General features: G+C 57.9%; 9 protein-coding genes. 5 read left to right on the forward strand and 4 right to left on the reverse strand.

Translation table 11 applies throughout. The annotated features are described in order from the left end of the window. Nucleotides 1–624: 624 nt before the first annotated feature. Complete coding sequence (locus ASD77_RS17910) at nt 625–1,551, reverse strand: DNA-binding protein (protein WP_162247648.1); 927 nt, start codon at nt 1,549–1,551, stop codon at nt 625–627. Nucleotides 1,552–1,652: 101 nt separating this feature from the next. On the opposite strand from ASD77_RS17910, the gene ASD77_RS17320 reads away from it, so the two are divergent. The 4 genes from ASD77_RS17320 to ASD77_RS17335 all read left to right on the forward strand — a co-directional run bounded on the left by ASD77_RS17320 (nt 1,653) and on the right by ASD77_RS17335 (nt 5,061). Continuing rightward, nucleotides 1,653–2,738, forward strand: a complete 1,086-nt coding sequence (locus tag ASD77_RS17320) for a site-specific integrase (protein WP_055944921.1) — start codon at nt 1,653–1,655, stop codon at nt 2,736–2,738. A gap of 161 nt (nt 2,739–2,899) precedes the next feature. Beyond that, nucleotides 2,900–3,535 carry a hypothetical protein gene (locus tag ASD77_RS17325; protein ID WP_156383711.1) on the forward strand — a complete coding sequence of 212 codons (636 nt, stop codon included), beginning with the start codon at nt 2,900–2,902 and terminating at the stop codon, nt 3,533–3,535. Then, nucleotides 3,522–4,670 carry an XRE family transcriptional regulator gene (locus ASD77_RS17915; RefSeq protein ID WP_156383712.1) on the forward strand — a complete coding sequence of 383 codons (1,149 nt, stop codon included), beginning with the start codon at nt 3,522–3,524 and terminating at the stop codon, nt 4,668–4,670. Before ASD77_RS17325 ends, ASD77_RS17915 begins: the two co-directional genes overlap by 14 nt. Nucleotides 4,671–4,785: 115 nt before the next feature. Continuing rightward, nucleotides 4,786–5,061, forward strand: coding sequence for a hypothetical protein (locus ASD77_RS17335; protein ID WP_055944928.1), 276 nt, complete (start codon nt 4,786–4,788; stop codon nt 5,059–5,061). A 51-nt stretch (nt 5,062–5,112) separates the two neighbouring features. Here the strand turns inward: ASD77_RS17335 and ASD77_RS18270 are convergent, their stop codons facing one another. Next, on the reverse strand, nt 5,113–5,784 hold the full coding sequence (locus tag ASD77_RS18270; protein WP_156383713.1) for a hypothetical protein: 672 nt from the start codon (nt 5,782–5,784) through the stop codon (nt 5,113–5,115). 202 nt (nt 5,785–5,986) lie between these two features. Then, nucleotides 5,987–9,079, reverse strand: a complete 3,093-nt coding sequence (locus ASD77_RS18275) for an RNA-directed DNA polymerase (RefSeq protein ID WP_156383714.1) — start codon at nt 9,077–9,079, stop codon at nt 5,987–5,989. A 214-nt stretch (nt 9,080–9,293) separates the two neighbouring features. Between ASD77_RS18275 and ASD77_RS17920 the strand changes: the two genes are divergently transcribed. Further along, a complete protein-coding gene (locus tag ASD77_RS17920) occupies nt 9,294–10,199 on the forward strand; it encodes a restriction endonuclease (RefSeq protein ID WP_082563404.1) in 906 nt (301 codons plus the stop codon). Between the two features lie 563 nt (nt 10,200–10,762). On the opposite strand, the gene ASD77_RS17345 is transcribed toward ASD77_RS17920, so the two are convergent. Beyond that, nucleotides 10,763–11,512 (reverse strand): SDR family oxidoreductase, encoded by a 750-nt coding sequence (locus ASD77_RS17345; RefSeq protein ID WP_055944932.1) that lies wholly within the window; start codon nt 11,510–11,512, stop codon nt 10,763–10,765. Nucleotides 11,513–11,521: the final 9 nt, after the last annotated feature.

An 11,521-nucleotide genomic window follows, 5' to 3' on the forward strand; every position in this document is an offset into this window, starting at 1 on the left:
GCAGCGCAGGAGGGACAAGGCGCAACAGCTGCGGTCACAGACACCGTCGCTAACGCTCCGGAGGCTGTGGCCGCAGGTGGTGCGTCCTGAAGCTCAAGAAGCTGGCGACGTGCGGTCCTGTACTCACGGGCCTGACGCACAAGCAACGACCACCAAGCCAGGTCACCGGCGGCAAACTCATGACCCTCAGGTGTCACCAGAACATCGTCGCGAACGAAGAAGCTACGCCACGAAGCGTGACCCAGGTAGCGACCGCCGCCGAGGACGCGGAGCAGCTTGTAAGCCGCATGCGGAATACGAACGCCGCCAGCCTCCCAATAGCGAACGGTGCGCGGTGTGACCTGCAAGAACTCAGCGCACTCAGCCTGCGTCCAACGCAGGCGAAGACGTGTCTCAAAGAACCGGCGGGCGTGATGCTGACGCTGCAACGGAGAGCGCCGAAGGGCGGCCCGCTGGGCTACCTTCGACTTCGCATAATGCCTAAAAAATGCGTAGGCCGTAACGGAGCGCATTCCCATCGTGGCTGTCGGGGTTCTCTAATTAGTGTCCTCTTGACTCTAGATCATGCACCCCATTGATTTATCTGATTTTTATAGCTGCACTCAGACACAATCTTAGGTCTGTCTAGTCGCGGCGCCTACGAGTCCCCACCTTGGCTTGCGAACCAGCCCCAGACTGCCTTGAAGTCCGCTGCATAACAGCCCTCAAGGCTGCTGGTAGATCGCGCAGCTTAGAAAGCTGTTGATCCAATGCGTCGGCACGTGCGCGCTCTGCCAGCAGCTGTTGGCGCGCTTCGACGGCGGCGGCATTGGCGGCTTCGGCCGCTTCTCGTAGGGTTCTCTCTACTTCCACTTGCGACTTGGTGAGAGTCGTCAAGCGTGTTCTCAGTTCCCTGACTTCTTGCCGTGCACGATCTATCTCCAGACCGGCACGGTTTTCTGTGGCTTGTATGTGAGCTGACAGGCTGGCGCGTTCGGCCTGCGCATCTCGCTCCGACTGCTGCAGGCGCTCCGCTAGAGCGTGTATCGCCTGGTTAGCCTCGGCTCCGCGTGCCGCTGCGGCATCACGTTGGTCTACGAGATCCCTGATCTGAACTTCTAGGTGCGCCACCAAACGTTGAAGTTCAGCCGACCGCGCCACCGCAGTCTGCTCTGAAGTGCGCGCAGATTCGATCTGGGTTTCGATCTCGCGCGCGTGCGCCAGCATCACTTGCCGATCTCGAGTGAACTGGTCACGTTCCTCGGCGAGGGCGGCTCGCTCGGAATTAAGGGAGTCCTCTGCTTGGGCGCGCGCGTGGTCGCAAGCTAGCTTCCACCACTGCCCAGCCAAAGTGGAGACCGCCTCCGGGGCTTCGGGAAATGCCAGTTCTTCGGCGCGTTGGTTCAAGCGCCCGCCTAAACCTTGCCACCAAGTCTCCAGGTGCCGAGTGACCGTATTCGGCGAACCGGTGCCCAGATGGGCCCGGATACGCTCCACTGTCGGCCGCTCTCCGGCCATCACCAGTTCGTCCGCTGCGACATGGACATCCTGCTCGGTTATTCCGCGTGCCATCTGGCCCCCTCGATCGTCGCCCTGCCCCATTGAACACGTACTCGCGATAAGTGATGATTATCGTGGCTAGGAGCCGTTTATCGTAGTAAAACATACATACTATGAAAGATATTCCCGCGATTCCTGCCCTCGCGCAACCGGCGGCCAGCCTAGCCCTGCCCGCTCAGCTGGCCCAACAGGCCGCCGATGCGGTGCGCGAACTGCTCGCCGAAGCGGCCGCCGAGAACACGACCCGCAGCTACACCAGCGCTCTGCGTTACTGGGCCGGCTGGCACGCGGCCCGCTACGGGATCGAACTGTCCCTACCGGTGCCCGAGGCGGCCGTGCTGCAGTTCGTGGTTGACCATGTGGTCCGGCGCAACGCCGACGGCGAGCTGGTCTGGGAACTCCCACCAGCGGTCGACCGGACCCTCGTGGCCGCCGGCCTGAAAGCCAAGCCGGGCCCGTGGACCTTGTCCACGGTCCGGCACCGCGTCGCGGTGCTGTCCACGGCGCACCGGCTCAAGCAGCAGCCTAATCCCTGCGAACAACCGGCCATTCGGACCGTGCTCAGCCGTGCCGCGCGGGCGGCTGTCAAACGTGGTGAGCGCCCGCGCAAGAAGACTGCGATCACCTTGGCCGAACTGGAAGCGATGCTGGCCACCTGCGACGACAGTCTGGAAGGGATACGAGATCGCGCCCTACTCTGCTTCGGGTTCGCTAGTGGCGGGCGCCGGCGGAGCGAGATCGCCGCCGCGGACCTACGGGACCTGCGGCGGATCGGTGACAAGGGCTATATCTACCGACTCGAACACAGCAAAACCCAGCAGGCCGGCGTCACGGCATCTTCAACTCCAGATAAGCCGGTGCTCGACCGGGCCGCCCTCGCCCTGCAGGACTGGTTAGAGGCGTCAGGGATAACAGAGGGGGCAATTTTCCGGCGGCTCTGGAAGCAGCGCATCGGCCATGCCCTCTCCCCAGCCGCTGTGGGTGAGATCGTGCAGCGTCGGGCGCGCCTGGCCGGGCTGGAGGGGGATTTTGGTGGTCACAGCCTGCGATCCGGGTTCGTCACCGAGGCGAGCCGTCAAGGGATTTCGTTGCCGGCGATTATGCAGTTAACCGAACACCGTGCCGTCTCGAGTGTTGTGGGGTATTTCCAGAGTGGAGGTGCGTCCGCGAATCCTGCCGCTCGGCTATTGGAGGACTGACTGCCCACAGCGAGTCACGGTCTGAGGCGAATTGAGGCGTCAGACGATCAGATCGCTCCAACCCATTGATTAGCTTGCACATGTTAGTGTTTTCCTCATTTTGGTAGACAAACTAAGGTAATTACGGCAGGATGGTTGCAACTTCCCGCTCGGTCACCGCCGTGATCACCACCCAGTCTTTGCTCTCTCCCCGTCTTGATGAGGCGCACGTACTGACTCTCCAGGAAGGTATCGTCATCGGCTACTCGGCGTTGGCGGAGATCATCCGCGGTACGCCGGTATTGGCGACCTTCTCCCCCGGTCGCGGGCTTCTCGGCCATCTTGCTGATCCATGTGTGCAGTACGGCATCGAACTCGTTGCGAAGCGTCGCGAAACTTTCTACACCGAACAGGTTTGGAACAACTCGCACAATCACGTTCACACGAGATTTCAAGCACCGGGAGTTTGCCTGACCACGCACTTTATGGGCCGCGACGCGAGCCGTAAGGGCGCGCGCAAAGCCGTTAGCCGCGGCGAGATCGCGAAGCGTTGCACTGACCTGTTTGCAACTATTCAGAGTGATCTGCCCGCGCCGACCGAGAAGGTGTATGCCCATCTATTGCATGGCGGAGATCTAATTGCCAAATCTGCTGTGTTGGCTATTCCTGATCAGAGCCAGGAGAACTACCCATTGTTGCCATGGGCGCTGGACTTGGGGCCTGTCGAGAACCTAGAGATCGAGGAAGTCGCAGATACGCTGCAATTCGCGGTCAGGGCACTCCACTCGAAGTTGGTAGAAGGCCGTGAAGCCGGTTGAACGAACATTTCAGGGAGCGCGGCTGAGACAGGCTCGACTCATCGCCAATATGACTGCGACGGATCTTGCAGAAAGACTCGAAGTATCGCGCCAGCTAGTTTCTGCTGCAGAGAATGGAAAGCCGCTTGGGCTGGAGAAGATGGCGCAGGCTGCTTCTCTGCTTGGCGTTTCCATCGACTATTTCTACTCGCCTGTTCCCACGGAGCTAGGTGGTTTGCATTCAGCCATCAACTATCGATCGCTCAAGCGCACGCCGGAGTTTCAGAAGGATAGGGCTGACGCCGCGCTGGCATGGGCTAGAGAGGTGGTTTTGCGCTTTTCCGAGCTCCTGGAAATGCCGGTTGTAAGGCTTCCTGAGTTTCCGCCGAGAGATCCAGAGGAGCTTTCGTGGGAAATGATCGAGGAAATATCCCGGAGCACCCGTCAGTTCTTTGGGCTTGGCTACGGCCCCATCGACAAGCTCGTGCTCCTGCTAGAGAACCACGGAATCGTAGTTGGTTACGCTGAGCTGAGTGAAGATATGGACGGCGTGTCTGCCTGGTATGAGTCGGGACCCATCATTCTTGTAAAGAAGGGCTCGCCAGCAGTCCGGTCGCGATTCGATATCGCGCACGAACTCGGGCATCTGATACTCCATCGTCATTTGCTTGCGGAGGATGTAGATGATCCGACTCGGCATGACCTCATGGAGAAGCAAGCTCATTATTTTGCGGGTGCCTTCCTACTTCCTGAAGAAGGCTTTGTGCCGGAAGCTGTTCGTATCGACCTTGACTATCTCGTGAAGCTCAAGCGCCGTTGGAAAGTCTCGCTACAGGCGATGATGATGCGCCTTGAAAGTTTGCACGTTGTCACGAGAGATCAACTGCAACGCTTCTTTCAGAATTTGAGTCGGCGCCGTTGGCGAAAGGATGAGCCGCTTGATAGCGAGATAAGTGCAGAAACGCCTGTGCTTTTCGAGCGGGCAGGCCGTTTCTTGGCTCAGGAGAATGTGGTCCCTTTCCATGAGGCTTTCACTAGAACTCGACTATCGAAAGGTTACCTCGAAGTCTTCGCGGGTCTCCCGAGCGGCGTGCTCAATATGCCTTCAGGGCTCGAAGCGAACGTAGTGCAATTCCGACGACGGGATTCAAAATAAGCGAAAGCGGCTGTGGATTTTCGGCCGTTTTCTGCATGACTCGATGAGTGACAGGCTGCCACAGATGAACTCTGGACAAGAGTCTGGTTTGAACAACCGAAAGGAGGCATGAACTGTGAGCACGTACTGCATCTCTTACGATCTGAACAAGTCCGGCCAGAACTACGGTGCACTTTACGAAGAGCTGAAGAGCTCGCCTAACTGGTGTCACCCCATGGATTCCACGTGGCTGATCGTCACCGGTGAGTCGCCGGAGCAAGTTCGTGATCGGCTTCGGAAGCACATGGACGACAACGACACGCTGCTCATCATCAAAGTTGTGCGTCCTTACTCAGGATGGCTCACTCAAGAAGTTTGGGGCTGGCTTGAGAAGCACGTCCCCTACTCCTGACTGATGAGGTTCGCATTTCTTCGGCGCGCTCTCGATACGAGCCTTAACTCATCAGAAGATCTCTTCAGTATCCCAAGACATGGCGTTACTGAGGGCTGTTAGCCTGAAGCGAGATACACCTGGTACACCCGCTGCATCGACATAGTTGACTGTCATAAGCACGGACTCGGGAACATCTGAAGTCGAGTAAGCCCAAGTAAAGTGCTTTTGTTCGCCTCGCGTCCAAGTGGTGGCACGCATGGGCGAAAATCCTTGCAGCGTCGGCTCGAAGGCCAAAGTTACATCGACAGCAGTGTTACCAACATTCTGGCCAATCAGGCGTGCTTCTATCCTGCTCCCTGAACTGCTGGCGCCGCCCGACAAAAAGCGAAGCTTGGGTTTTGCTGCCTGAGTCAGCCGTTCCTGCTCTTGTTCCAATCGAGAGATCTCAGCCTGAAGCTGGCTGCGAGTAACCTCCACCAGCTCGGCTTGATGCTGGACCGAGTGCTTGAGCTCTTCAGCTTGCAGTTCTAAAGCACGCGTGTTCTGGCGCAGTTCCTGTCCCTGCTGGAAATAGCCGAGCACAAGCCAAAGAAATGCAACTGGCGAGAATACGCCACCTAGGAACCCCCCTATCTTGCTCGCGTCGGCAGCGGCCAACTCGGGCCACTGCCATATGCACCAGGTAGCTACGGCGGAAAAGTAGAACGCAGTCAATAAGGCGCCGATCCATGTCTTACTCATCCCGAGCCTCTCCAGCTTGTGGCGACTCCATGGTGCCAGAGCGCGGCGAAGTCTACCAATAAGCGCTAAGCTCTCAACACCGGCTTCGGCTATGCCACCAAGTGAAATGTCGATTCAGCCCAGTGGTAACTCATAGTCAAAAACAATATTGTTCTTCAACGACGTCGCAACCAACCATGAGCAGCGAAGGCTGGAAAAAGGCTTAACTCCAATCCGGCGGTAATGGGCGCCATGCTCCCGGAGCATCCTCCGAGAGCTTCTCAAGAGCCCGACGCGCTCCAGCGAAGTCTCGTCGAGCCAGAGCAGAGCGCAGGCGTTCAAATCGATCTACGGCTTGCTTATCACCACCCTGGAAAGCGATCAGACTTGTCAGCGGCACATCAAAACAGACGACGTCGTTGACGTCGCGTTCGATCAATCTACAAAGGTCACGTTCCCAGCGTACTGTTCTTGGAGCCCAAGCCCGGCAGTCCGAATAGTGACCGTTGTTTGCAATCGCAATAATACTATGAAGCTGAAAGCCAACAGATTGAATAAGGTGGTCGTAAGAGGAGGTGTCGGGGTTCCAAGCCGGACAGAGCACCATCTGTGCACGACCAAGGAGGTCGGCAACGCGACGTGCCTCGATCAATTCACTGCAGATAAGTACAGAGAACGCGCCCCAAGCGGAATGTATAACGGTTCTAGGCGGCGGGCTACCTTGTGGGGGAGCAAATGAAACCGGCGTTTTCTGCTTCAAGAGCATAGTCGCCTCCTCTCTTGCTGGAAGGCGCTTAGTCCACGGCCACGCTGCAACTGAGAAGAACGGCCCCGGGAGGACCGCGAAGACTTGGTTTGTGACATAGGGCTGCGAGCCGTGATGGATGTACTCGAGTCCGACCACCAGCCCATAGTGACCGGCTTTGACGACATGATTGGCGACGGTACGAAACCATTTGCGAGGCAGGGAGAGCTCCGGCAGTACGAGTAACTCAACAGCCCTGCTCCGAGATGCCGCCGCTGCCTTCTCCAGGACATCGGTCAGCCCTTGGAGTCTGCTCTTCGTGAGCCTAGGGGCGCCATACGGGCTGCCGCGCGTACGCGTAGCGGCTCCGATCCACGCGGCGTCATCAACAACGAGGTTTCCGAGTATTACCCGCGGCTCTATTGGCGTGGAACCGGATTCTAAGGTCCTTCTCCCCAAAGGTCGCTCAATTGATATGGTTTTGCGATCAAGGACTGTGCCAACTGCATCGCTGTACTCCGTTCCGCGAACTGCGTTCACTACTCGAATAAGATCGTCGAAGGTGGATGTGTCAAATCCTTGCTCTTCGACGCGAAAGAGCCAGCGCCGCGCAATGTCGAAGTACGATGGCGGGCGCGTACACAGGAACAAGCGGGTGGCGGGCATTATCCAAGGCCGATCGCCAAGGTCTTCACATCGTCTGACGTATTCGTCTATGGCTTTGAGCCGCAGTTCCAAGTCCTTGTTCCGCGACAGCCCTGAGCGAAGCCAGTCTCGGTCGACATAAGCAGACTGCTGACTTGGAAGCGCATCATCTTCACGGTCACGCGAACGGAGGTCTGACGAAGCAAGCTGCTCGGCACGTCGACGAAGTACTGTCGCCTTGACCTCCCTAGTCCTAACCCGTAGTCCGCCAGGAAAGCGACTTGCGATGGTTTTCGCGTCCATGCCAATTGGAAGGCAAGCGCAGATCGCTTCCAGTCGACGTTCATGAAGGTAGTTTCGAAGCCAAGTCCATGGACTGACTCTACTCGGATCGATTTCGCGACCTCGGTAGTGGAGCTTGTTTGTCTTCGCCTTCAGAGCGTCCACAGTTCCCCATATGCGATCCGTGCGCTTACGAAGTTCCGTAACGGATCTCCAGTCACCTGTGCAGATTGCGAGTTTGAGAAGGCGTAGAGTCACATCCAGATCGTCTACCCAGTTGTCCTCAGCATCCAGTACCCTTCCTACGCGCTCCAAGCATGTTCTTACGAGGTCGCGAGCCTCTCTATGATCGATAAGACTCGATACGCGCTCAAGCGAGCGGAGACTCGTGGATAGCGCAAAGCGCTCGAGCCTGGCGCGGTCAGCCTCTCTAAGAACTCGTAAAGGAGATCCTTCTACATTTCCTGCGCGAATGAGGTGGCTCACTCCGTCGCCTACCAATGTAGAAGAATCTACAAAGGCACGCCGCTCGCTCAATGCCTTGGCGAAATCTGAAGCGACAGCGTCTACGAAATCCGCACCGGGGATGCCAGCCAAATGATGGGCGCGAACCTTTCTCTCTTGAAGCTCAAACTCCGAGCCCGGACGATTGAGCGCGTCCGAATCCAGCCTAAATACCCCCTCTCTGCTCGTGTCGCCGCTCGATTTCAGTGGCAGAAACCTCTGAATCGTATCAGTCAATGCTTGCTCGCCATGCGCGTCCGCGACGATCACCAAATCATCCACATATCTCTTGTAACAAATTACACCGGGACGAGACGCGACGTGCCTATCGAGTGGCGCCAGAGCTAGGTTAGCTACCAGCCTGCTCGTCAACGCCCCGATCGGAACCCCTATGCGTATAGGTGTCGCGGCACGCACCGAAGCGACCTCGTGAAACCTAGCGTACGCACGAAGTAGCGACGCCGTGGCGTGTCGGTAGCCGTCTATGACAGATTCATCGGCTCCAGCATTGTCCAACTCGGCAATTAGGGAACAATGCAACATGAAAGACGGATCGATCGTCTCATAGAAGTTTGCGAGATCGCCGCTAATGATGAGAGTTTGATCGCCAAGCTCAAGATTGAGCTTTGCGGCATTTAGTGGATCTGAGCGGAACTGTTGATAGCGCTTCGGCCAGTACTCGAATAGCCAGCGGCGGTGAGGAAGTACCTGCCCTCGACGAAGATCTAACCGGTAGCCCAATACATCGCTTGAAAGGAGTGAGTCAAGGAAGCCACCGAAGCGCCATAAGTAAAGCACCTCGGCAATCGCAAACTCCGGATGCGGTGTTATCCGCAGCTGAACGTCAATCGGTTGTGCACTGGCTCTTTCGCGGGTTGCCCCAATGCGGATGACGCCATCACGGCCATCTGGACTGGCATGAAAGCGCTTTGGCACTATCCATACTTCGCCAACCTCAAGTCTGTCGAACCACTTTTCATTGGTTAGCTTGACCTGAAGCGCTCTTAGGTTATCAGGTAGACTTTGTTCATACGCCGCCAGCTCGATAAGGCCGACCCCGCGTTTCTCGAAGAAAAGTGCAGACTTCGCCTGGCGAAATGCGAGGTACAGTTCTGAAATTGTTGGCATACTTGAGGCCATGAGCATACTTCCCCGTGCTCGCCTAGTAATGGATCTGTACTGGGTATTCCCAGGTCGCTGCCGCTCACCATGCTATGGCCCCCAATTAAGCGGGTCGCCCGATCGCATTGTGGGGCAGCCAGAATTGAATTCTGCTGGTTAGGGTGGATCCTATACTAGGCTATGTCTCGTGCCCATGGCATCCTTCCATTGAAACGTCAAGCTTGGAGGGATCATGCCATTGACTCTGGGTGAGCGTGCTGCTGTTGCGGCGCTCGCGAGATCGCTATACGGCTTCTTGCCAGCAAGCGGTAATAACAGTACATCGTTCCCACTCGCCGCAACGCATGCAGGTGTGCCGGAAGCATGGCCACCGGGAAAGCCAAGCAAGGAACCTGGAATCGTAGCGCTGTTGACGTGGACGCTTGAGAACAAGCGCAACAGGTTCTGCGCATTGATTCAAGAGATAGTAATACAGGCGATTAGCTGGAGAGGTAGGAGCGATAACCCGCTAACTCGCGATGAGGTCGACGAATTGAATCGACTTCTTCTTGGTGTCAACTTCAGGATCCCCGAGCTTTGTGCACTATCATTTCTGGATAGTCTGTCCAGTGGTGCCGTTCCCACATCTATGACGGCTCCGCGGACTCTCAGCGAGGCTCTCTACGCTCAACTTGAGAGCGACCTTGTGATGTTAGCCGCCCTTGATCCGCACTCGCGCGGTTACGCGTTCGAACGATTCCTCACAACATCCTTCGACGCTTTCGGACTCGCCCCGCGCGGCGCCTTCCGCAACACCGGTGAACAGATCGATGGTAGCTTTGTGCTACACAATGAAACCTATCTGGTCGAAGCGAAGTGGCAGAACGACAGAACTGATGCAGCTGACTTGCGCGCCTTTGCCGGCAAGGTGCGAGATAAGGCAACATGGAGTCGCGGGGTGTTCATCAGCAACTCGGGTTTCACCGACGTTGGCATGGAAGCTTTCGGCCGCGGACAGCCCGTGATCTGCGTCGAGGGTCTCGACCTCTACGAAACATTACAACGACGGATCGATCTCGCCGACATGATCGCGCGTAAGGTACGTCGTGCCGTCGAGACTGGACGCCCCTTAGCCCGGGTTCGCGAGTTGTACCCGTAGCTCTGCCGCCCAACTATCAGTCCCCTTTGCGTATACCTTGCGCTATGAATAGGAGGCTGCCCTCCCTACCCTCGATAAATCTTCCTAATCCCTGCCCTGTTCGATGTCAGCTTCCGACCTGGGATTGACGTCTTGCCCTGCGCGCTAAAGCTGGCGAGTGAGGCAGCATCCCCATACTTGGCCCGGACACACTGTTTGCACAAGCGGGCTTCAGTCGAACGAGACTCAGTGGATCCTCCACACAACAAGTTAGGCGCTTCCATCACTCAGAGGGGATATTTAAGATCAGCTGGGCGTAAACGCTATCGTTTAAGGCGTGCCCTAGAACCGCTGCAATCCATGACCCCGGCCCAATAAGCCTCCAGTGATTGCGCTGAAGGCGCGCCTTGGCATCCCGCCATGCGGGGCATTCGCGCTAGCACCGCCGTGGCGGCATTGCTGGATCGAGCGCAGCACGGGAACCTGACGATCTTTTCGGGGCTGGATGTAGCTGGACCGGCGGATATCCGTGGGCAACGCGGAAGCGGAAACCCGTCGGCCAGCAAGAGAAGCGCGGGATGCGCCTAGAGTTGGCTCATGCCGCCGTCGGCGATGATCTCGGTACCGACGATGAAGGCCGATTCCGGCGACGAGAGGTGCAACACGGTCGCGGCGATCTCGTCGGGCGTACCGAAGCGGCCCAGCGGCACCTGGTTTTGGATCTGCGCGGCCGTGGCGTCCAGCGACGCGGCATCGAGGCCAAGCTTGCCGTAGAGCGGGGTCGCCACCGGGCCCGGGCTGATCACGTTGACCCGCACGCCACGCGACAGCAGTTCGGCCGACAGCGTCTTGGCCAGCGAGATCACCGCCGCCTTGCTGGCGGCGTAGACCGAACTGTTCGGCATGCCGATCCGCGCGTTGATGGAGCCATTGATGACGATCGACGCGCCCGGATTGAGCCGTGGGAGCAATGCCTGGAGCTGGAAGTACGGCCCCTTGATGTTGGTGTCGAATATCTGGTCCCACAGCGCTTCATCCACGTCCGGGAACGCAGCGAACTTCGCTGTGCCGGCATTGAGGAAAACGGCGTCCAGTCGAAGGTCGGCGGCGGCCAGGGCAGCGGCAAGCGCTTTCGCGTCCGCCAGGCGGCCGGCGTCGTTGACCAAGGCGATGGCGCCCGGGCCTAGGGCGGCATTGGCCTGTTCGAGGGCTGCGTTGTCGCGGCCGGTGATGACGACGCGTGCGCCTTCGGCGGTAAACGCTTGAGCCGCGGCCAGGCCGATGCCGCTGCTGCCGCCGGTGATGAGGATGGTCTTGTTGTTGAAGCGGTTCATGGTGAAGTC

This window comes from Pseudoxanthomonas sp. Root65, from assembly GCF_001427635.1.
Taxonomy (GTDB): Bacteria; Pseudomonadota; Gammaproteobacteria; order Xanthomonadales; family Xanthomonadaceae; genus Pseudoxanthomonas_A.

What these genes read in the sequence shown, in the direction of transcription:
- ASD77_RS17910 (WP_162247648.1), bottom strand. Translation starts at nt 1,551, where the DNA reads ATGGCACGCGGAATAACCGAGCAGGATGTCCATGTCGCAGCGGACGAA.
- ASD77_RS17320 (WP_055944921.1), top strand. Translation starts at nt 1,653, where the DNA reads ATGAAAGATATTCCCGCGATTCCTGCCCTCGCGCAACCGGCGGCCAGC.
- ASD77_RS18270 (WP_156383713.1), bottom strand. Translation starts at nt 5,784, where the DNA reads ATGAGTAAGACATGGATCGGCGCCTTATTGACTGCGTTCTACTTTTCC.
- ASD77_RS18275 (WP_156383714.1), bottom strand. Translation starts at nt 9,079, where the DNA reads ATGGCCTCAAGTATGCCAACAATTTCAGAACTGTACCTCGCATTTCGC.
- ASD77_RS17920 (WP_082563404.1), top strand. Translation starts at nt 9,294, where the DNA reads ATGCCATTGACTCTGGGTGAGCGTGCTGCTGTTGCGGCGCTCGCGAGA.
- ASD77_RS17345 (WP_055944932.1), bottom strand. Translation starts at nt 11,512, where the DNA reads ATGAACCGCTTCAACAACAAGACCATCCTCATCACCGGCGGCAGCAGC.